Below are 20,733 nucleotides of genomic sequence, written 5' to 3' on the forward strand. Positions count from 1 at the left end.
CCGGATGACCGCGCAGGCCCGGCGGGACGATCTGATCGCGGCCGCGCTGGATTTGTTCGGCAGCCGGGCCCCGGAATTGGTCACGGTGGACGACATCGTGGCGCGCGCCGAGGTGTCGCGGCCGTTGTTCTACCGGTATTTCCCGAGCCTGCGGGAACTGCAAATGCAGGCGTTGCGCACGGTCACCGACGGTTTGGTCGACCGGCTCGCGACGCTTGAGGAAGGCCCGCCGGAAGAACGGTTGCGCGCGGCCGTACGGGGACTGGTTGATGTCGCCGCGCATTACCGCGAAGGCTATGTCGCGTTGCTGCGCAGCGGTTCGGTCATCGCCACTTCGGAGACGGACGCGGCGATCGACGAGGTCCGCAACCGTGCCGTCGAGTTGATCCTGGAAGCGCTGCCGATCCCCGAACCGTCACCGTTGGTGCTGCTGACCCTGCGCTGCTGGACCGCGGTGGTCGAAGGCGCGTTGCTGTCGTGGCTTCAAGAAGGCACCGTCCCGCGCGAAACGCTGGACGGCTGGCTGGTCGACCAGCTCACCGCGATGCTCGCCGCCACCGACGCGCACGTCTGAAAAGCCGTGAAGGCCCCCTTGGAATCAAGGAGGCCTTCACGGACTTGGCTCAGATCTGGGTGACGCTGTCCCAGCCGTCGACCTCGGACGGCGTGCGCGGGCCGGGGCCGACGTACTTCGCCGACGGACGGACCAGGCGGCCGGTCTGCTTCTGCTCCAGGATGTGCGCCGCCCAGCCGGCGGTGCGCGCGGAGGAGAACATCGCGGGCATCATGTGCGGCGGCACCTTCGCGAAGTCCAGGATCACCGCGGCCCAGAACTCGACGTTCGTTTCGATCGGGTGGTCCGGACGGCGTTCGCGCAGCTCGGCCAGCGCGGCCTGCTCCAGCGCGGCGGCCACCTCGTAGCGCTCCGCGCCCAGTTCCTTGCAGGTCCGGCGCAGCACGCGGGCGCGCGGGTCCTCCGCGCGGTACACGCGGTGGCCGAAGCCCATCAGCCGCTCCTTGCGGTCGAGGATGCCCTTGACCAGCGCGCGGGCGTCACCCGTGCGCTCGACCTCCTCGATCATCGGCAGCACGCGCGCCGGGGCGCCGCCGTGCAGCGGGCCGGACATCGCGCCGATCGCGCCGGACAGCGACGCCGCGACGTCCGCCCCGGTGGAGGCGATGACGCGCGCGGTGAAGGTGGAGGCGTTGAGGCCGTGCTCGGCGGCGGAAACCCAGTACGCGTCGACCGCCTTGACGTGCGCCGGGTCCGGCTCGCCGCGCCAGCGGATCATGAACCGCTCGGTGATCGACTTGGCCTCGTCGACCCGCGACTGCGGCACCGCGGGCTGGCCGATGCCGCGCGCGGACTGCGCGACGTAGGACAGCGCCATCACCGAAGCGCGGGCGAGCTGGTCGCGCGCCTCTTCGTCGGTGATGTCGAGCAGCGGCCGGTAACCCCAGATCGGGGCGAGCATGGCGAGCGCGGCCTGGACGTCGACGCGGACGTCGCCGGTGTGCACCGGAAGCGGGAACGGCTCGGCGGGCGGAAGCCCGGTCCCGAACCGCCCGTCGACCAGGAGACCCCATACGTCGCCGAAGGTCACCTTCCCGGCGAGGTCCTCGATGTCGACGCCGCGGTAGCGCAGCGCACCGCCGTCCCGGTCGGGTTCGGCGATTTCGGTCCGAAACGCGACGACGCCCTCGAGCCCGGGCCGGAACCCGTCGTCGGCGTCGTTCGTGGTGCTGATCGTGGAGGTAGTCACTCTTCGCGAACCCTTTCGATGCGCATTCCCCGGCTGTGTTGTGCACGCGCGGACGGGATACACGCTGGCTCCTTGCGCGCCTCATCGCACGGTGGGACAAACCATGCTCCCTTTGCCCGGCCGGGGCAACGGAAGATGTCGTGGTTTCGGTCACGATTACGAGAACGATTCAGTCCAGGTGAGCGCTGGACGCCACTTTCTCCCGTCCGGTGAGGTGACCGCAGACTGGTACCCCGGTGGCGCGGAGGTGAACCCTGGCTTGCGGAGGCGGGCGGAGGTCACTCTCGGTGAGCGGGACGGGCGCCCGGCGTGCTCCGAAGTGGCAGGCCGCGCGCCGGGGTGAAATTGCGGAATCCTCGCCGCGGCGTTTCCGGCTTGTCCGAATTCTTTTCTGGTTCGGCGGACAACCGCGGTCCACGCCGAGTAAACACTGTGTTGCCGAATCAGGCGGAGCGGTCGCTCCGGTGGTAGACCTTTGCCATGCACCTGAGCCCGCAGGAACGCGACAAACTGCTGGTCCACGTCGCGGCGGACGTTGCTCGCAAACGGCTCGAACGCGGTCTTCGGCTCAATTATCCCGAAGCCGTCGCGCTCATCACCGATTACGTCGTGGAGGGCGCTCGCGACGGACGCACGGTCAGCGAACTGGCGGCGGGCGGACGCACCGTGCTGACCCGGGCGCAAGTCCTCGACGGCGTGCCGGAAATGGTCGATTCCGTGCAGGTGGAAGCCACGTTCCCGGACGGCACCAAGCTCGTCACGGTGCACGAGCCGATTGCTTGAGGAGGAATTCGTGCGGCCAGGCGAGATCATTCCCGGCGACGAGCCGGTGCCGCTGAATCCGGGGCGCGCCCGGATCCGGCTGCGCGTGCGCAATCTCGGCGACCGGCCGGTGCAGGTCGGTTCGCACTATCACTTCGCCGCGGTCAATCCCGGCCTGGAATTCGACCGCGAAGCCGCCCGCGGGCACCGGCTCGACGTGCCCGCCGGGACCTCGGTGCGGTTCGAGCCGGGCATCGACCGCGAGGTCGACCTGGTTCCGCTCAGCGGAAACCGGCGGGTGCCGGGGCTGCGGGCCGAATACGCCGGGGAGTTCTGATGCCGGAGATCGACCGCGTCCGCTACGCCGAACTGTTCGGCCCGACCGCGGGGGACCGGATCCGGCTCGCGGACACCGATCTGCTGATCGAGGTGACCGAGGACCGGTCGATCGGTCCCGGCGGCAGCGGCGACGAGGTGCTTTTCGGCGGCGGGAAGGTGATCCGCGAGTCGATGGGCCAGGGCATGGCTACTCGCGCCGAGGGAGCGCCGGACCTGGTGATCACCGGCGCGGTGATCCTCGACCACTGGGGCGTGGTGAAGGCCGACGTCGGCGTCCGCGACGGGCGCGTCGTCGGCATCGGCAAGGCGGGTAATCCGGACACTATGGACGGTGTCGATCCGGCGCTGGTGATCGGCCCGGCGACGGAAGTGCTGGCGGGCAACGGGAAAATCCTCACCGCCGGTGGCATCGACTGTCACGTGCATTTCGTCTGCCCGCAACTGGTGGACACCGCGCTCGCGGCCGGACTGACCACTTTGGTCGGCGGTGGCACCGGGCCGAACGAGGGCACCAAGGCGACCACGGTGACCCCCGGTGCCTGGAATCTCGGCCGGATGCTGTCCGCAATGGATGGACAGCCGGTGAACGTGTTGTTGCTGGGCAAGGGAAACACTGTCCGGCAGGACGCTCTGCGCGAGCAATTGGCGGCCGGAGCGGGCGGGTTCAAACTGCACGAGGACTGGGGTTCGACGCCGGCCGCGATCGACGCCTGCCTCACGGTCGCCGACGAATCCGGCGTGCAGGTCGCGATCCACACGGACACGCTCAACGAGGCCGGGTTTCTGGAGTCCACTGTGGAGGCGATCGGCGGCAGGTCGATCAACGCCTACCACACCGAGGGGGCAGGCGGCGGGCACGCGCCGGACATCATCGAGGTGTCCGGAATGGCGAACTTCCTTCCCTCGTCGACGAATCCGACCCGACCGCACACCGTCAACACTCTCGACGAGCACCTCGACATGCTGATGGTGTGCCATCACCTGAACCCGTCGGTGCCCGAGGATCTCGCGTTCGCGGAAAGCCGGATCCGGCCGAGCACGATCGCCGCCGAGGACGTGATGCACGATCTGGGCGCGATCTCGATGATGAGTTCCGATTCGCAGGCGATGGGGCGGATCGGCGAGGTGATCATCCGGACCTGGCAGACCGCGCACGTGATGAAGGGTCGCCGCGGCGCGCTTCCCGGCGATGGTGCCGCGGACAACCTGCGCGCCCGTCGTTACGTCGCGAAGTACACGATCAACCCGGCGATCGCGCACGGAATGGACGCGGAGATCGGCTCGGTGGAGGTCGGCAAGCTCGCCGACCTGGTGCTGTGGGAACCGAAGTTCTTCGGCGTGCGCCCGCATGTGGTGTTGAAGGGCGGTTTCCCGGCGTGGGCGGCGATGGGGGACGCGAACGCTTCGATTCCCACGCCGCAACCGGTGCTCGCGCGGCCGATGTTCGGTTCCGCACCTGCGGTTGCGGCCGCGTCCAGTCTGCATTTCGTGGCTCCGGAAGCGCTGGATTCCGGTTTGGCGGAGCAATTCCGCATCGCCCGGCCGTTGGTGCCGGTCGCCAACACCCGCCGCCGGACGAAGGCCGACATGGTGCTGAACGACGCGACCCCGGAGGTGCGAGTGGATCCGGACAGCTTCGCGGTCCGCGTGGACGGGGAACTGATCGAACCGCATCCGGTGGCCGAATTGCCGATGGCACAACGGTATTTCCTGTTCTGATGGACCCGGTCGCTCTCATTCTCGCCGACTCCCGGTTCCCGGGCGGCGGGCACGTGCATTCCGGCGGCCTCGAAGAGGTGGCCGCACGCGGTCTCGTCCGGTCCGAACGCGACCTGCCCGGATTCCTTTTTGGACGGTTGCGTACCGCGGGATTTCTCGCCGCCGCGTTCGCCGCTGCCTCAGCGCACGCCGCGGCGCGGGCTGTCGAGAGTGTCCATTGGCGACGGCTCGATCAGGAACTCGACGCCCGCACGCCCTCGCTCGCGCAACGGGAAGCGTCGCGAGCGCAAGGCCGCGGCACCGCGCGAGCCGGACGTGCGGCGTGGCCGTCGCCAGTGCTGTCCCAGCTGCTCGCCGAGACGCCGCGCCCGCACCATCCGATCGTCAGCGGCGCGCTCGTCGGAATCAGCGGCGGCAGTCCGTTCGACGCGGCCATGGCGATCGCTTACCTCGCTGTGAGCGGCCCGGCGAGTGCGGCGGTTCGCCTGCTCGGGCTGGATCCGTTCGCCGTGAACGCGGTGGTCGCGCGGCTGGCCGGACCGTTGCGCGAAGTCAGCGGCCAGGCCGCCGAGACCGCCGGTGCCGATCCGGCCGATTTGCCCGCGCCAGCGTCGCCGGCGCTGGATCTGTTCGCCGAGGAACACGCTCGGCATCACCAGGAAGAGGTGCGTCTCTTTGCCAGCTGAACACGGTCACGGGCATTTCCACGCGGTCAACTTCGACCCGACCGCCGCCGAACCGGACCACTACGCCGCGGCGCCGACCGCCGGCCGGGCGTACCGGATCGGCATCGGCGGCCCGGTCGGCAGCGGCAAGACAGCACTCACCGCCGCACTGTGCCGCGCGCTCGGCGGAGAGCTGAATCTGGCCGTGGTCACCAACGACATCTACACGACCGAGGACGCCGACTTCCTGCGCCGGGCGGGCGTGCTGGACCCGGAGCGGATCGAAGCGGTGCAGACCGGCGCGTGCCCGCACACCGCGATCCGCGACGACATCACCGCGAACCTCGACGCAGTCGAACGGCTGGAGGAGAAGTTCCCGGGCCTGGAACTGGTCATCGTGGAAAGCGGCGGCGACAACCTCACCGCGGTGTTCAGCCGCGGCCTGGCCGACAGCCAGATCTTCGTGGTCGACGTCGCGGGCGGGGACAAGGTGCCGCGCAAGGGCGGCCCCGGCGTGACGACGGCCGACCTGCTGGTGATCAACAAAACCGACCTCGCCCCGCTGGTCGGCGCCGACCTGACCGTGATGACCTCCGACGCCCACCACATGCGCGGCGACCTCCCGGTGTTCACCCAGTCCCTAGTGGACACTCCGGACGCGCCCGCGGTGGCGGACTGGGTGCGCTCGCTGGTGCCGGTCCGGCAGGGGTGAAAGCCCACGCACGCCTGGTCGCCGCCTGCGACGACGGGCGGACGGTGCTGCGAGAACTGAAGTCGATGGCGCCGCTGACGCTCGTCCCGCGTCGCCAGCGCGGCCGCGGTGCGGTGGTGCACCTGGTCAACTCGGCCACCGCTCCGCTCGGCGGCGACGAACTGCGGCTCGAGATCCACGTCGGGGCGGGTGCGGAGCTGAAGCTGTCCGGCGTCGCGGCGACCCTCGCCCTGCCCGGTCTGCGCGACGTGCCCAGCTTGTCCACTGTGGAGGTCGTCGTCGAGCCCGGCGGTTCCTTCGCATACCTGCCGGAGCCGACCGTCGTCACCGCCCGCGCCGACCACGTCGCCGTGCTGCGCGCCGACCTGGCCTCCGACGCCCGGTTCCACACCCGCGAGGTCCTCGTCCTCGGCAGGGAAGGCGAACGTCCGGGCCGGTTGTCCTCCACAGTGCACGTGACCTGCGGCGGAGTTCCGGCACTCCGGCAGACGCAGACCGTCGGCGACGCCATTTTGGACGCGAGCCTCGCCGTGCTGGCCGGACATCGGGTGCTGGTGACGGAGATCGAGTTCGGCCGCGGATGCGGCCCGGCGGAGTCAGGCCCGTGGTGGTCGCGGACGCCGCTGGCCGCGGGCGGGATGCTGACCACTGCCCTGGCCCCCGACGTCGTGACGGCCACAGCTCTGGATCGATCCCGGACCAGCAGGTGAACAGCGGATGGCGGCCAGGCGTGGCAGGAGTCACCGTTCGGTGGGTTTCGCCGGGACCGGCGACCCAATACCGTCGCTGAATAGCCGTGATTCGACACCCTCACCAGGGGTAACGGAGGTTGGGCCGGATGACACCGGAGATCGACGAGGCGGTCGTGCGGCTGCCTGGCATGCGGGTGGCTTACGACAGCGCGCCGTTTGACGAGTCGGCGCTCGCGGCCACGTGGCATGACCAGCTGGAAAGCTGGCTGAGCCAGGCGGTGTCCGAAGCACTCGCGGAACCCAACGCGATGGTGCTCGCGACCGCCGACGCCGAGGGCAGGCCTTCTTCGCGCACGGTGCTGTGCAAGGGCTTCGACGAACGCGGAGTGGTTTTCTACACGAACTACACGTCGGCGAAGAGCCACGACCTCACGGCGACGCGCTACGCGTCGGCCACCTTCCCCTGGTACCCGCTGCACCGCCAGGTCACGGTCCGCGGCGAGGTCGAGAAGGTCAGCGCCGACGAGACGGCCGCCTACTGGGCCCAGCGCCCGCGCGGGTCGCAGCTGGGAGCGTGGGCGTCGCCGCAGTCGCGCGTGGTCGAGGGGCGGCGGGCGTTGGACAACGCGCTGCGCAATATTGAGCGCCGGTTCGGCGATGTCGAGCAGATCCCGGCTCCGCCGCACTGGGGTGGTTGGCGGATTCGGCCGGACTTTGTCGAGTTCTGGCAGGGGCGCGAGGATCGGATGCACGACCGGTTGCGGTTTCACCGGACTCATGACGGGTGGCATGTGGAGCGGTTGGCTCCTTGATCGTTGCTGCTCGTCGCCTGGCGGCGACATTGCGTCCGGCGGTGAGGCGGGGCACCCCGATTTTTCAGTGTGACTACGGCGCTGGGGTGCTTGTCAAGGCGGGAAAGATGCCTTGACAAGCACCCCAGCGCCGCGTTTTTGGCTTCGTATCGGGGGCGGGGGAGGTGTGGGTGCCTCGCTTTGGGTGCATCGGCTGCGGTTCGGTGGGTGGCGGGACCGTCGAGGGTCGTGAGGGGAACCCTGAGGGAATCTGATTCCCTCAGGGTGGCCCTCACGGACTTTCCCCAAGGGTGCGCGGGCCTCCGTGCGGGGAAAATCACCTGCGCCAGCTTCGTTAGCACAACTAAGCTGATAGCTCGTGACTTCAGAACCGGGGATACGCCCGCCCCGTACCGGGGCTCGCAAGCTCCTCGGCCGGATCGTTGTCGACACTCGTCCGCTCCGGATTCCGGCGTTTCGGCGGCTGTGGATGTCCACCGCGGTGACCGCGGTCGGGTCGCAGCTCACCGCGGTCGCGGTGCCGAAGCAGGTTTTCGATATCACCGGATCGTCCGGGTACGTCGGGCTGACCGGTGCGGTCGCGCTCGTTCCGTTGCTCGTGTTCGGGCTGTGGGGCGGGGCGATCGCGGACGCGGTCGACCGGCGGAAGCTGCTGCTCGTCACCAACGTCGGCGTCGCGATCACCTCCGCGCTGCTGTGGCTCCAGGCCTTCACCGGGATGCATTCGGTGTGGCTCGTGCTCGGGCTGCTCGCCGCGAACCAGGCGTTTTTCGCGATCAACATGCCCACGCGCGGCGCGGTCGTCGCGCGGCTGGTGCCCGCTCCGCTCCTGCCGTCGGCGAACGCGCTCAACACCACCATGGCGACGTTCGGCGCGGTGTTCGGGCCGCTGTTCGGCGGGGCGCTGATCCCGGTGATCGGACTGTCCACTTTGTACTTGGTGGACGTCTGCGCGCTGGCGATCACGCTGATCGCGGTGTGGCGGCTGCCCTCGATCCCGCCGCTCGGCGAGGGGACGCGCCGGGCGGGGATCGGCTCGGTCGTCGACGGATTCCGTTACCTGGCGCACCAGAAAGTGCTGCTGGCGTCGTTCGTCGTCGACATTATCGCGATGGTCGCCGGCATGCCGCGCGCGTTGATCCCGGAGATGGCCGAGCGGACGTTCGGCGACCCGCCCGGCGGCGGTCCGGCGCTCGGCATGCTCTACGCCGCGCTGCCCGCGGGCGCGATGCTGATCGGGTTGTTCTCTGGCTGGCTGCACCGCGTGCAGCGGCAGGGCGCGGCGGTCGTCATCGCGATCTGCTGCTGGGGTGCGGCGATGGCCGCGTTCGGGCTCGCGCATTCGCTGTGGCTGGCGGTGATCTTCATGGCGCTCGGCGGTGCGGCGGACATGGTCAGCTCGGTTTACCGGCAGGCGATCCTGCAGACCGCCACCACCGACGAGATGCGCGGACGGCTCCAGGGCGTCTTCACCGTGGTCGTCGCGGGCGGGCCGCGGATCGCCGACCTCACGCACGGCTGGTCCGCGGCGGCGTGGGGGACCAGGATCGCGGCGACCGGCGGCGGGCTGCTGGTGATCGTGCTGGTGGTGGCTTCGCTGGCTGTTCTGCCTGGGTTCTGGCGGTATCAGGCTCCGGTCGAAGAGGGCCACTGACAGTAGTGTTACTCCGTTCGGAATAGCATGCCCGATATGCGTGCATATCCGATCGCTCTGCTGATCTCCGCCGCCGCTGTTCTGACCGCCTGCTCTTCTGGTGAGCAGAAGGCCGCCGCACCGACCCCGCCGCCCGCGAGCAAGGCGCCGGCCTCCTCGTCCGCGCCCGCCGCCAAGGCCGCCGACACCTGCTCCTTGCTGCCGTCCGACGACGTCTCCAAGGCGATCAAGATCCCGAACATCACCTCGAAGGCCGGACCCGCCCACGACAATCCGAGCAACGGCGGCAAGGCCACGAGCTGCGAATACGTCGTCGAAGGCAAGACCGCGGGTGCGCTCGCGGTGACCCGCTACGAGGGCCGCAACGCCAAGCCCGCCGACATGATCGCCGCGATCAAGAAGGCCAAGCCGGGCGCGGTCGACGTGCCGGGCTTCCCGGACGGCGCCGTTTTCTACACCGACGAGCAGAAGACCGCCACGCTCGCCGCGGCCAAGGTGTCCAACGGGGTTCCGGTGCTGGTCAACTACACCGGACCGGTCAAGATGACCAAGGAAATGATGACCCCGCTCGTGCACACGGCGGTCACCAAGGCCTGACGGCCGACTTCCCGTAAGCGTCCGGACAAGGCACACTAATCGCCCATGACGGACGTGAGCGAGGGCACATCCAAGGTCGCCGAACCGGCTTTGCTGCGGGTCATGGGCCCGAAGCTGCTGCTGTTCTTCGTGGTCGGCGACATCATCGGCACCGGCGTGTACGCGCTGACCGGGCAGGTGGCCGGACGCGTCGGCGGCGCGTTGTGGCTGCCGTTCCTGCTGGCGTTCGTGGTCGCCTTCATGACCGCGTTCAGCTATCTCGAACTGGTCGGCAAGTATCCGCGCGCGGCGGGCGCGGCGCTGTACACGAACAAGGCGTTCGGGGTTCCGTTCCTGACCTTCATGGTCGCGTTCGCGGTGATGTGCTCCGGGATCACGTCCGCGTCGTCGGCCGCGGTGGCGTTCGGCGCGACCTATCTCGCGGCGTTCGTGAAACTGCCGACGGTGCTGGTCGGCATCGCGTTCGTGCTTCTGCTGGCGCTGATCAACTTCCGCGGCGTCGGCGAATCGGTGAAGGCCAACGTTGTCCTCACCTGCATCGAACTGTCCGGGCTGTTGATCATCATCGGCGTCGGCGTGTGGGCGGTGCTGAACGGGAACGGCGAACCGTCGCGGCTGGTCGAGATCGATACCGCGGACAAGACGTGGCTGGTCGCCATCTCCTCGGCGACGTCGCTGGCGTTCTTCGCGATGGTGGGTTTCGAGGACTCGGTGAACATGGCCGAGGAATGCCATGACCCGGTGCGGATTTTCCCGCGCGCGATGCTGTGGGGCATGGTCATCGCCGCGACGACCTACGTGCTCGTCTCGGTGACGTCCTCGCTGCTGGTCCCGGCCGCCGAACTGGCCGGTGCGAAGAGCGACGCGCTGCTGAGGGTGCTCGACATTGGCGCACCGGGCTTCCCGCGCGAGATCTTCTCCGCCATCGGCCTGTTCGCGGTGATCAATTCCGCCTTGATCAACATGCTGATGGCCAGCCGTCTGCTGTACGGCCTTGCGAACGAACGCGTCCTGCCGCCGGTGTTCGGACGCGTGCACCCGACTCGCCGGACGCCGTGGGTGTCGATCATTTTCACCAGCGTCATCGCCATCGGTCTGGTGTCCTTTGTGGACATCAGTGCGCTCGGCGGGACGACCGCGTTGCTGCTGCTGGTCGTGTTCGCCATCGTCAACATCGCGCTTTTGGTGCTGCGCAAGGACAAGGTGGCGCACAAGCATTTCCGCGCGCCGACGGTGGTGCCGGTGCTGGCCGCGGTGTTCTGCCTGTACCTGGTCAGCCCGCTGTCCGGCCGCCCGGCGCAGGATTACCAGGTGGCCGGCATCCTGCTCGCCGTAGGCCTCGTGTTGTGGGTGGTGAACCTCCTGGTGAAGCGGGCGCTCAGTGGTGCGTCATCGCGGCCTGGAGCCACCAGGCGCTGAACCCGGCGATCTTCGCGTCGACCACCAGCGGACGGTCGAGCCCGGCGGCGACCCGCGTCGCGACCTCGTCGAGGTCTTCCTTGGTGCGGACGGTGACCGCGTCGCAGCCGTAACCGCGCGCAATGGCGGCGAGGTCGGTGTCCGGGAAGGTGACGGTGTCGGCCGGATGTCCGCCGGGCTCGAAGAAATACACCTCGGCACCGTAGGCGTGGTCGTTGTAGACGACGATGAGCATCGGCAGCTTCAGCCGGACGACGGTTTCCAGTTCGGCGATGCTCATCAGGAACCCGCCGTCGCCACACGCTGCGACCGGGAAGCGGTCCGGCTGGGCGAGTGCTGCGCCGATCGCGGTGGCGAGTCCGAGGCCGATCGACTGGAACGCCTGGGTGAAGCAGAAACCGTTCTCGTCCGGGACGTCCAGGTACATCGTGGGGTAGCCCATGAAGTTCCCGGAATCGACACCGACGACCCGGTTGGCCGGAATGAGTTCGTCCAGCGCGGCGGACAGCGTCCGCGGGTCGATGACCTCGGCGGTCCCGGCGTCGTCGTGTTCGTTGTCGCGCCACCGGATTTCCCTAGCGATCCGGTCCTTGAGCTCGTCGCTGCGATATCCATTGTGGACTTCGACCTGTTCGGACACCGCCGCGGCGGTACCGGCGACATCGCCGACGATGCCGAGGTCGACCGGCCGATTCCGGCCCAGCGCGGCGGACTTCAGATCGACCTGCACCAATGTGGTTTCCGGGGAGAGCAGCCGTCCGTGCGCGGTTGTCCAGTCATTGAGCGCGGATCCCCAGCCGACGACGACGTCCGCGCCCTGAATCAGCTCAGTCGTCAGCGGAGACGAAAACCCGCCGGACACCCCGATCGCCCACGGTTCGCCAGCGAACAGTCCTTTCGCGACCGCACCCTCGGCAAGCAACGCTCCGCAACGGTCTGCCAGCGCGACCAGTTCGGCCCGGGCTTTCCGGGAACCCCGTCCACAAAGGAATACCGGACGCTCGGCTCGCTGCAGGAGCGAAGCGAGCGCCTTCACGTCCTCCTCAGCGGCGCGCGGTTGCGGCAGTGCCTCGATCGCGGTCAGCCCATCGAGGAGGCTTTCATCGAACGGCTCGGCCTGCACTTCCAACGGGAGTCGCAAAAGGACAGTGCGCCGATCGCGCCGAGCTTGCGTGAACGCTCGTCGTACGTCGGCCAGCGCGGTTTTCGCTGACCGCACCAGAATGCTGCTCGCCCCAACGGACCGAGCGAGCGCGTCCTGGTCGATGTGGAAGTTAGACAGCGGATCGGTCGCTTCGCCGGTGACGATGACCAGCGGGGTCCGGCTCTTCGCCGCCTCGCCGATCCCGGTGGTCGCGTTGCCCAGCCCGCAGCCCTGGTGCACCGATACCGCCGCGACCTCGCCGCTGCACCGCGCGTAGGCGTCGGCCATCGTGGTCGCGCCGCCCTCGTGCCGAGCGGCGACGAACTCGGCGCCGCCCTGGATCAGGCCGTTGGTGAAGTGGAAATTCCCGCTCCCCACCACGCCGAACGCCTTGCGGACGCCGAACCGCGCCAACGCGATCCCGACGGCTTGGGCAACGTTCACGACTCAACTCCCGGCGTTACCGCGAGCACCCGCGCCGGACTGCCGGTCCCGCCGACGATCGGCAGCGGACAGACCACGACGAGCGCGCCGGTCGGCGGCAGCGAGCCGAGATTCTGCAGGGAAGTGATGCCGTACTTGTCCGCGCCGAGCAAATGGTGGTGCGCGGGCATCGGCGGGTCGAGCGCGAAGCCGTTCCCGGAGTCGATGCCGACAGTTTCCACGCCGTACCCGGCGATCGGCGTTTCCTCGGCAAGCCATTTCGCCGCGGCAGCCGAGATGCCGGGCGTGTGGCTGGCTCCGTCGGAGAAGTTGAGGAACGCGTCACGGTCCTGGGCGTATTGATCCCATCCGGAGTGCACGACCAGCCAGCCGCCCTCGCGCAACGGTCCGTGCTCGGCCTCCCATGCCTGGATGTCGGCGATCTCCAGCAGGAAGTCCGGATTGTCGGCGACACGCGCGGAGATGTCGAGGACGTGCGCGGGGCCGATCAGCCTGCTGACCGGCAGCTCCGAAACGTCCGCGCCGTCGCGGTTGGAGATCCAGTGCCGCGGCGCGTCGAGGTGGGTGCCGATGTGCTCGCCGGTGTGGATGTTGTTGTGCCGCCACAGCGGTCCGGAATCGTCGAACTCGCTGACGGACTCGAGGCTGAAGTCGATCAGGTTCGCGAACGGTTCGGGCAACTGCAGGGTCGGCGTGGCGGCGCTGAGCTTGTTGGTGAGGTCGACAATCCGCAGCCGGCCCTGCGCGAGCTGGGTCAGGAGCTGGTCGACCCCGGTTTCGGCGGGGGTGCTCATCGGTGCGTCCTCTCGGTCGCGGGGCGCGCTATTGCGGATCCTTGACGGTCGTTGACAGCGCGGAAGGCCATATCTACAGTACCGGTTTCAGCAGCACTGACGGAATAGCTGCCAGAGATCAGTCAGAGTGAACGCGGAGCCCCGACCAGGGCGTCTGGAGCCAGACGGAGCATCGACGCACGGTGCTCGCGCCGTTACGGTGGCGAACGGACCGGTCGCCCGCCAGTCAAGGAACGGAGTGTCGTGACCGACCAGCCCAGCCCAGCCGCTTTCCGGGCGCATTTCCCCGCCTTCGCCGACTCGGTGCACCTCGCGAGCTGCAGCCAGGGCGCGCTGTCGGACGTGCTGACCGCGGAGCTTTTCGAGTTCCAGCACACGATCCGCGAGCACGGGGCGCCGTGGGACAAGTGGATGGCGAAGGTCGCCGAGGCGCGGGCCTTGTTCGCCCAGCTGATCGGCGCGGACCCGGACGACATCGCCGTGGTGCCGTCCGCGTCCGAAGGCGCGTACCAGGTCGCGTCCACCCAGACGTGGTCGGAACGGCCGGGAATTGTCACGACCGACCTCGAATTCCCTTCGCTGGGCCATGTTTGGCTCGCTCAGCAGGGGCGCGGCGCGGACGTTCAGTTCGTCGCGCACCACGACGGGCTGGTCGACACCGAGGATTACGCCGCGCTCATCACCGAGCGGACGCGACTGGTGTCCGTCCCGTTGGTCAGTTACGCCAACGGTTTGCGTTTCCCGGTGCGCGAAGTCGCCGCGCTGGCCCGGGAAAACGGCGCGCGGAGCTTTGTCGACGCGTATCAGGGGCTCGGCGTCGAGCCGGTCGACGTGACCGAACTCGGCTGCGACTACCTCGTCAGCGGCAGCCTGAAATACCTGCTCGGAATCTCCGGGATCGCGTTCCTCTACGTGCGGCCAGGCTTGCGCGACGCGGTTTCCCCGCCGCTGACCGGCTGGTTCGGCCGCACGAACCCGTTCGAATTCGACCCGCGGCACCTCGACTACCCCGAGCATGCGCGCCGTTTCGAGACCGGGACGCCGTCGATCCCGTCCGCGTACGGCGCGGTCGCCGGGCTGAAGCTGGTGCACCAGGTGGACGCGCACCGGGTCCGTGACCACATTGGACTGTTGACCGGGCAGCTGCAGCAGCGGTTGCTCGACGCTGGGGAACAGCTTCGGTCCCCGCTGGACGACGCGCGACGCGGTCCGCTCGTCGCCTTGGCCGACCGGGATCCCGACGCGCTGGCAGCGTTCCTCGCCGGGCGGCGGATCGTGTGCAGTGCCCGCGGCGACGTGCTGCGGATGTCCTTGCACTACTACAACGTCGAGTCCGATCTCGACGCCGTCGTCGCGGCGATCGCCGAGTACCGGGCGAGCCAGTAGGGAGCAGACATGGCCGAGTCCCCGTCCCCGAACCGGTTGCAGCGGAGGCTGCGCAGCAGGCAGTTGACGATGATCGGAATCGGCGGGGCCATCGGCACCGGCCTGTTCCTCGGATCGAGCCTGGCGATCTCGCACGCGGGACCGGCCGTGGTGCTCGCCTACGTCCTTTGTGGACTGGTCGCGCTGGCGATTTCCTGGGCGCTGGTGGAAATGGTGGTGGTGCACCCGGCCGCGGGCGCGTTCGGCAGCATCGCGCACAAGTATCTCGGCGCGGGCAGCGGATTCGTGGTGCGCTGGGCGTATTGGGCGATGCAAGTGATCGCGATCGGCGGCGAGACGATCGCGGCCGGCGTGTACGTCCAGTTCTGGTGGCCGCAGATTCCGCTGTGGGTTCCGGTCGCGGTGTTCTCGCTGCTGGTGATCGTCGTCAACGGCGCGGCGGTGCACATTTTCGGCGAGTTCGAGTACTGGTTCGCGATGATCAAGGTGTGCGCGATTCTCGTGTTCGTCGCGCTCGGCCTGATTCTCGTCTTCTTCGGCCTGCCGAAGGCGCCCGCGCCCGGTCTCGCGAATCTCAGCGCGGGCGGCGGATTCCTGCCGAACGGCGTGTCCGGTCTGTTGCTGGCCATGGTGTTCGTGCTGTTCAGCTACATCGGCACCGAGGTGGTTTCGGTGACCGCGGCCGAATCGGAAAACCCGACTCGCGACATTCCGCGCGCGGCCCGGGCCATGGTGGTGCGGCTGGCGATCTTCTACGTCGCCGCGATGCTCATCGTCGTGCTGGTGGTGCCGTGGACGGTCACCGGCGAAGGCGGGTCCATTACGGCCAGCCCGTTTGTCCGCGTCTTCCAGGCTGCTGGCGTTCCGGCGGCGGCAACGATCATGAACTTCGTGGTCCTGACCGCCGCGTTGTCGAGCGCGAACACCAACCTTTATCTCACGACGCGCATGCTGCATTCCCTTGCCGAGCACCGATTCGCCCCGGCCTGGGCCGGACGGCTGACGCGTTCTGGAGTGCCGCGCAACGCGCTCGTGCTGTCCACTGCCGGTCTGGTGATCGCGACCATCCTGTCCAAGAATTCCGATTCCAACGCGTACCTCGTGCTGTTCGGCATTTCGATCTTCGCCGCGCTCGTCGTGTGGATGATCATTCTCGTGACGCACCTGGCGTTCCGGATCCGCCGTCGCCGCGCCGGGCTGCCGCCGTCGCCGGTGCGGTTGTGGGGCGCGCCGGTGGTGAACGTCGTGGTGATCGCTTTCCTTGCCACCGTACTGATTTCGACGTTCTGGATCGAAGGGCTTGACCCGGCGTGGAAGTTCGGAATCCCCTTCTTCGTCCTGCTCGTGGTGGCCTACCTGGTGCTGCGAATGACCGGTCGGACGAAACAGACCGCGGAAGTGGAATTGGAAGATTCGACGCTGGTGCGCGAGAAAGCCTGATCACGGGGTGAGGTGGGCGGCGAGTTCGTCGGCCGCCTTCCGCGCCTGTTCGGCGAAATTCGGGCCATCGGGCTGTTCGGTCCATCGCTCGAACGCGGTTTGAAAGATCGCGATACCGACCTGCGCGAGCATCTTCGCGCTCGATTCGGTCGCCCCGCGTTCCTGCAGTGCTTCGACGACCGCGGCGGTGACAGCCGCGAGTTTCGTCCGCTCGCGTTCCTGCAGCTCCGGGCTGGACGCGACGATCGCCCGGCGTTGCGCGGCATGCGAAACCAGGCCGGCGAACAAATCGCCAGCGTCGACCATCGCGGCCAATACCGCCTGGAACGGCGGCAGCGCGGGGTCGGCGCGTCGGACCGCGTCGGCCATCGCGTCCGGGAGTCGCTCCGACCCGGCGAACAGCACGTCGCGCTTGTCGGCGAAGTAGCGCGAGAACGTCCGGCGGGTCAGCCCGGCGCGCTCGGTGATCTGCGTGACCGTGGCGTTGTCGTAGCCGTGCTCGGCGAACAGCTCCAGCGCGGCCGCGCGGAGCCGCTCCTTGGCTTCGGGATCCCAGCGCGGCATGCCGCCATCTTAGCAGTGATGACACAGTGGGTCATCACTGCTACTGTTGATGTCTCACTGAGTCATCACCTTCGGGAAGGACCCCACATGTCTTTGCTTGACCAGCGGGTTGTCGTCATCGGCGGCAGCTCGGGGATGGGATTGGCGACCGCTCAGGCCGCCGCGGAAGCGGGCGCGGCCGTCACGATCGCGGCGAGCGGCAAGGAACGGCTGGACGCGGCGCTCGCGGAATTGCCGGATTCCTGCGAAGGATTCGTCACCGACGTACGCGACGAAGCGAACGTCGCGGCCCTGTTCGAGCACGTCGGCGCGCTGGACCATCTCGTGTACACCGCGGGTGACACGCTGGATCAGCGGCCTTGGACAGAGCTGCCTCTCGAGACCGTGCAGAGCCTGTTTTACGTCCGTTTCTGGGGAGTCGTCAGCGCGGTGAAGCACGCCGCGCCGCAGATCCGCCCGGGCGGTTCGATCGTGCTGACGTCCGGGATCATCGGCGTCCGCCCGACGCCTGGCGCGGCGCTCGCGGCCGGTTCCGTCGGCGCGGTCGAGGGGCTGGCGCGCGGTCTCGCCGTCGACCTGGCCCCGGTGCGGGTCAACACCGTTCGCCCGGGGCCGGTCCACACGCCGATGTGGGACGGTCTTCCGCAACCGCAGCTGGACGCGATGGTCGCCGCGTTCACGGAACGAACGCTGACCAAATCGGTCGGCGAGGCGGAGCAGGTCGCGGCGACCAACGTGTACCTGATGGAAAACCGTTTCGTCACCGGTGCGGTGATCACCGTCGACGGAGGGTTCGTGCTTACTGGAAGCTGACCTCTTCTCCCGGCTTGAGCAGATGCAGCCGCTCCTCGAGCCCGGCCTGCGCGAAAGCCGGTCGGAGGGTGTCCGGGCCCTGGGTGAAATGCGCCCAGTGCTCGAAGTGCAGCGGGACCACCTGACGCGCGTTCAAGATCCGGGCCGCCTCAGCCGCGTCGTCGCTGGGCAGCGTGAGGTAGGCGTCGCCGACCAGCGGAGTTTGCGCTCCGCCCGCGAACAGGACGGCGATGTCGATCCGCTCGAAGCGCTCGGCGATCTGCCGCACCACGTCGAGGGAAGCGTTGTCCCCGCTGACGTAAACGGTCGGCTGGCCCTCGCTTTCGAGCACGAAACCGGTGACCTCGCCGACGAGATGCTCGCTGCCGTCGGGCCCGTGCTGCGCGGGCACTCCGGTGACGCGGACGCCGCCGAGGTTGTACGACTCCCAGTTCGCCAGCGCCCGCACGGGGTCGCCGATCCGCTCCCTCGCCGAGGCGGTGGACAGGACGAGCGGGGCGGCGAGGGCGTACTCCCGCCCCGCCGCGTCCAGGTTGTCCGGGTGGTGGTCGTGCGAAAGCAGCACCGCGGACACCTCGCCGACCTCCGCCGCGGTGACCGCGGGACCAGCGGTTTTCGCCAGCTTCCGGGCACCGATCGGGTAATCGCCGGGGCCGTCGAAGGTGGGATCGGTGAGCAGGCGGGTCCCGCCGTACTCGATGAGGGCGGTCGGACCGCCGACGTACCGGATGCGCGTCATGCGGGTAGTCAACTCGCGGAGGGTTGCGCGGTATTCCGGCGCAGTGCCTGGAATTCGACCGGGCTGTGCGCGCTGAACACCGAGACCTCGTCCTGGTGTTCGCGGGCGAGGGTCTGCAGCCGGGCGAGGTTGGCGCGGCGAGCGGAGCCGTCCATCTGGTTCAGGACCTCGAACGCGCGCATGCCGGGCGGGCAATGCGGGCTGACCGGGGCGACTTCGCCGTGGAAGAAGTACGCGTCGCCGGCGTGCAGGAGCCAGCCGTCGCCGGTGTCGACCGCGACGCCGGAGTGCCCGTGCGTGTGCCCGGGCAGCGGGACGAGCAGGATTTCCGGCGGCAGACCGCGCAGCGGCCGCACCGTGTCGAAGCCGAACCAGTTTTCGCCGGCCTCGTCGTAGGTGCTCCACAGTGGACTGTGCGCGAATTGCTCGGCCCGGTATCGCGTTTTCTCCGGGAAGCTCTTCGGGTTGTCCGCCGCGCGGCGTTCGGTGGTGCGGACATGCACGGTGGCGTCGGGGAAATCGGCGAGCCCGCCGGCGTGGTCGACGTCGAGGTGGGTCATCACGATGTGCCGGACGTCGGCGGGATCGTGGCCCAGCGCGCGGATCTGCGCCACCGCGGTTTCCTCCATGGTCGGCTTCGCCCCGACCATCGCCATGAACGGACCGCCGAGCCAGCGCCGCGATTCGGTGACCCCGCGAGTGCCGAACCCGGTGTCGACCAGCACGAGCGCGTCGGCGGTCTCCACGAGCAGGCAGTGCGCCACGATCGTGCTGCGCCGCAGCATCCCGGGGCGGCCGTCGAGCGCCTTGCCGCCGAGCGGACGCATCGTGCCGCAGTTGAGGTGGTGCACCTTCATACCGTGCTCCTCTCGCTGAGCCGGACGAAATCGGTCAGGTCGTGCGAGGCGAACACGGTCACCTCGTCGGCGTGGTCCCGGCGCAGCTCGCGCAACCGGCGCTGGTTCTCGCGCCGGGGCCCGGGCAGCGTCTGGACCCGCCGTTCGAACATAGCCAATCCAGGCGGGCAATAGGGCTCGGCGTCGATCTCCCGGTGGAAGAAATACGAATCACCCGCGTTGAGCACCCAGCCGGACCCGGTGTCGACAGCCACCCCGGCGTGTCCGACGGTGTGCCCGGCGAGCGGCACGAGCGCGACGCCCTCGACCCCGTCCAGCTCGCGGACCGCGTCGAGGCCGAACCAGCTGTCGCCGGCGTCCGAATAGGACTTCCACTGTGGACCGTGCCGGAACTGGACATCGCGGTACCGCGGGTTTCCGGCGCGGTAGGCGTCGAGTTCCTTGCCGTAGACGTGCACGCGCGCCTGCGGGAAGTCGACGAGGCCGCCGGCGTGGTCGAGGTCGAGGTGGGTGAGGACGATGTCGCGGACGTCGGCCGGGTCGAAGCCCAGCGCGCGGATGCGGCTCAGCGCGGTTTCGCTTTCGTCCGTCATCGGATTCGACGTGCGCAGGAAGCGCGGACCGAGCCAGCGCGCGGCGTCGGTGACGGTGGGCGAACCCATTCCGGTCTCGATGAGCGTCAGTCCGGTGCCGGTTTCGACCAGCATGCAGTGGCACACGAGGGTGGCGCGGCGCAGCAGCCCGGGTTTTCCGTCGACCAGCTTGCCGCCGATCGGACGCATGGTGCCGCAGTTGAAGTGGTGTACGCGCATTAGGCGAACTCCCGTTCGACGGTGGTGTGCAGGTGGGCGGCGACGGCCTGCAGCGGCGCGGTATCCCGCCGAGTGCGCGCGAGCAGCAGCGCGCCTTCGATCGCGGACAGCACGATCGTCGCCAGCGAAGCGGCACGGTCCTCGGCGAGGCCGTGCGAGGTGAAGTAGGCGGAGATATCCCGCAGCCAGCCTTCGTAACCCTGGTCGCAGGCGGCACGGATTGGCTCGCTGTCGGCGGCTTCCAACGCGACAGTCGCGATGGGACAGCCGCAGCGATAGTCCGATTCGGACAGTGAGGTGGCGAGTGCGGTGACGATGAGATCGATGGCAGTGGCCGGATCCGGTGCGCCAGCGGTGATTTCGCGGAACTGCCCGGCCAGCCGCTCCCCGGAAAGCTGCACCGCCTCGGCGGCCAGCTGTTCCTTGCCGCCGGGGAAATGGAAGTACAGCGAGCCCTTCGGGGCCCGGCTTTCGGACACGAGCTGGGTCATCCCGGTGGCGTGGTAGCCCTGGGTGCGAAACAGCTCAGCCGCCGATTCGAGCATCCGGCGGCGCGTGTCGGTGCGGTTGACCATGCGCCTACCGTAGCTCAAACTATGACGACCG

Annotated in this window: 22 protein-coding genes; 14 read left to right on the top strand and 8 right to left on the bottom strand. The window is 68.7% G+C overall.

Annotation, left to right across the window (positions count from 1 at the left end):
- The first annotated feature begins 4 nt into the window (after positions 1–4).
- Positions 5–574, top strand: a complete 570-nt coding sequence (locus tag DMP23_RS38440) for a TetR/AcrR family transcriptional regulator (protein ID WP_037819941.1) — start codon at positions 5–7, stop codon at positions 572–574.
- A 49-nt stretch (positions 575–623) separates the two neighbouring features.
- Here the strand turns inward: DMP23_RS38440 and DMP23_RS38445 are convergent, their stop codons facing one another.
- A complete protein-coding gene (locus DMP23_RS38445; protein ID WP_043830532.1) occupies positions 624–1,763 on the bottom strand; it encodes a citrate synthase in 1,140 nt (379 codons plus the stop codon).
- Between the two features lie 480 nt (positions 1,764–2,243).
- Here DMP23_RS38445 and DMP23_RS38450 point away from each other — a divergent pair, with 480 nt between their 5' ends.
- The 10 genes from DMP23_RS38450 (at position 2,244) to DMP23_RS38495 (ending at position 11,134) form a co-directional block, all read left to right on the top strand.
- Positions 2,244–2,546: an urease subunit gamma gene (locus DMP23_RS38450; protein WP_275290631.1), complete on the top strand. Its 303-nt coding sequence runs from the start codon at positions 2,244–2,246 to the stop codon at positions 2,544–2,546.
- A 10-nt stretch (positions 2,547–2,556) separates the two neighbouring features.
- The gene (locus tag DMP23_RS38455; protein WP_037819934.1) at positions 2,557–2,862 is read left to right on the top strand and encodes an urease subunit beta; all 306 of its coding nucleotides are present in this window, start codon (positions 2,557–2,559) and stop codon (positions 2,860–2,862) included.
- Positions 2,862–4,583 carry an urease subunit alpha gene (locus DMP23_RS38460; RefSeq protein WP_337823921.1) on the top strand — a complete coding sequence of 574 codons (1,722 nt, stop codon included), beginning with the start codon at positions 2,862–2,864 and terminating at the stop codon, positions 4,581–4,583. The genes DMP23_RS38455 and DMP23_RS38460 overlap by 1 nt, the downstream gene beginning before the upstream one ends.
- Positions 4,583–5,269, top strand: coding sequence for an urease accessory protein UreF (locus DMP23_RS38465; protein ID WP_134729443.1), 687 nt, complete (start codon positions 4,583–4,585; stop codon positions 5,267–5,269). Before DMP23_RS38460 ends, DMP23_RS38465 begins: the two co-directional genes overlap by 1 nt.
- The gene (gene ureG, locus DMP23_RS38470) at positions 5,259–5,960 is read left to right on the top strand and encodes an urease accessory protein UreG (RefSeq protein WP_037819931.1); all 702 of its coding nucleotides are present in this window, start codon (positions 5,259–5,261) and stop codon (positions 5,958–5,960) included. The genes DMP23_RS38465 and ureG overlap by 11 nt, the downstream gene beginning before the upstream one ends.
- Positions 5,957–6,670 (top strand): urease accessory protein UreD, encoded by a 714-nt coding sequence (locus tag DMP23_RS38475; RefSeq protein WP_134729441.1) that lies wholly within the window; start codon positions 5,957–5,959, stop codon positions 6,668–6,670. Before ureG ends, DMP23_RS38475 begins: the two co-directional genes overlap by 4 nt.
- A 128-nt stretch (positions 6,671–6,798) precedes the next feature.
- Complete coding sequence (pdxH, locus tag DMP23_RS38480; RefSeq protein ID WP_037819929.1) at positions 6,799–7,464, top strand: pyridoxamine 5'-phosphate oxidase; 666 nt, start codon at positions 6,799–6,801, stop codon at positions 7,462–7,464.
- 358 nt (positions 7,465–7,822) lie between these two features.
- On the top strand, positions 7,823–9,118 hold the full coding sequence (locus DMP23_RS38485; RefSeq protein ID WP_255443303.1) for an MFS transporter: 1,296 nt from the start codon (positions 7,823–7,825) through the stop codon (positions 9,116–9,118).
- 36 nt (positions 9,119–9,154) lie between these two features.
- Positions 9,155–9,715, top strand: coding sequence for a DUF3558 family protein (locus tag DMP23_RS38490; protein ID WP_337823922.1), 561 nt, complete (start codon positions 9,155–9,157; stop codon positions 9,713–9,715).
- Between the two features lie 45 nt (positions 9,716–9,760).
- On the top strand, positions 9,761–11,134 hold the full coding sequence (locus DMP23_RS38495) for an APC family permease (protein WP_337823923.1): 1,374 nt from the start codon (positions 9,761–9,763) through the stop codon (positions 11,132–11,134).
- Here the strand turns inward: DMP23_RS38495 and DMP23_RS38500 are convergent.
- Together DMP23_RS38500 and DMP23_RS38505 are read right to left on the bottom strand one after the other, a co-directional pair.
- Complete coding sequence (locus DMP23_RS38500) at positions 11,094–12,722, bottom strand: thiamine pyrophosphate-binding protein (protein ID WP_337823924.1); 1,629 nt, start codon at positions 12,720–12,722, stop codon at positions 11,094–11,096. The genes DMP23_RS38495 and DMP23_RS38500 overlap by 41 nt on opposite strands.
- A complete protein-coding gene (locus tag DMP23_RS38505) occupies positions 12,719–13,516 on the bottom strand; it encodes a cyclase family protein (protein WP_337823925.1) in 798 nt (265 codons plus the stop codon). The genes DMP23_RS38500 and DMP23_RS38505 overlap by 4 nt, the downstream gene beginning before the upstream one ends.
- A 243-nt stretch (positions 13,517–13,759) precedes the next feature.
- On the opposite strand from DMP23_RS38505, the gene DMP23_RS38510 reads away from it, so the two are divergent.
- Complete coding sequence (locus DMP23_RS38510; RefSeq protein ID WP_337823926.1) at positions 13,760–14,902, top strand: aminotransferase class V-fold PLP-dependent enzyme; 1,143 nt, start codon at positions 13,760–13,762, stop codon at positions 14,900–14,902.
- A 9-nt stretch (positions 14,903–14,911) separates the two neighbouring features.
- Complete coding sequence (locus tag DMP23_RS38515) at positions 14,912–16,342, top strand: amino acid permease (protein ID WP_337823927.1); 1,431 nt, start codon at positions 14,912–14,914, stop codon at positions 16,340–16,342.
- On the opposite strand, the gene DMP23_RS38520 is transcribed toward DMP23_RS38515, so the two are convergent.
- On the bottom strand, positions 16,343–16,906 hold the full coding sequence (locus DMP23_RS38520) for a TetR family transcriptional regulator (RefSeq protein WP_337823928.1): 564 nt from the start codon (positions 16,904–16,906) through the stop codon (positions 16,343–16,345).
- Positions 16,907–16,993: 87 nt separating this feature from the next.
- Here DMP23_RS38520 and DMP23_RS38525 point away from each other — a divergent pair, with 87 nt between their 5' ends.
- Positions 16,994–17,719, top strand: a complete 726-nt coding sequence (locus DMP23_RS38525) for an SDR family oxidoreductase (protein WP_337823929.1) — start codon at positions 16,994–16,996, stop codon at positions 17,717–17,719.
- On the opposite strand, the gene DMP23_RS38530 is transcribed toward DMP23_RS38525, so the two are convergent.
- The 4 genes from DMP23_RS38530 to DMP23_RS38545 are packed head-to-tail and all read right to left on the bottom strand — an operon-like array spanning position 17,706 to position 20,702.
- Positions 17,706–18,458, bottom strand: coding sequence for an MBL fold metallo-hydrolase (locus tag DMP23_RS38530; protein ID WP_337823930.1), 753 nt, complete (start codon positions 18,456–18,458; stop codon positions 17,706–17,708). The two genes, DMP23_RS38525 and DMP23_RS38530, sit on opposite strands and share 14 nt — an antisense overlap.
- Before the next feature lie 8 nt (positions 18,459–18,466).
- The gene (locus DMP23_RS38535; RefSeq protein WP_337823931.1) at positions 18,467–19,315 is read right to left on the bottom strand and encodes an MBL fold metallo-hydrolase; all 849 of its coding nucleotides are present in this window, start codon (positions 19,313–19,315) and stop codon (positions 18,467–18,469) included.
- Entirely contained in the window at positions 19,312–20,127 is an 816-nt protein-coding gene (locus DMP23_RS38540) for an MBL fold metallo-hydrolase (RefSeq protein WP_134665361.1), read from the bottom strand. The genes DMP23_RS38535 and DMP23_RS38540 overlap by 4 nt, the downstream gene beginning before the upstream one ends.
- A complete protein-coding gene (locus DMP23_RS38545) occupies positions 20,127–20,702 on the bottom strand; it encodes a TetR/AcrR family transcriptional regulator (RefSeq protein WP_037819906.1) in 576 nt (191 codons plus the stop codon). The genes DMP23_RS38540 and DMP23_RS38545 overlap by 1 nt, the downstream gene beginning before the upstream one ends.
- Positions 20,703–20,733 lie beyond the last annotated feature (31 nt).

The sequence above is a fragment of the Amycolatopsis sp. A1MSW2902 genome, assembly GCF_017312175.1.
In the GTDB taxonomy this organism is placed as follows: domain Bacteria; phylum Actinomycetota; class Actinomycetes; order Mycobacteriales; family Pseudonocardiaceae; genus Amycolatopsis; species Amycolatopsis nivea.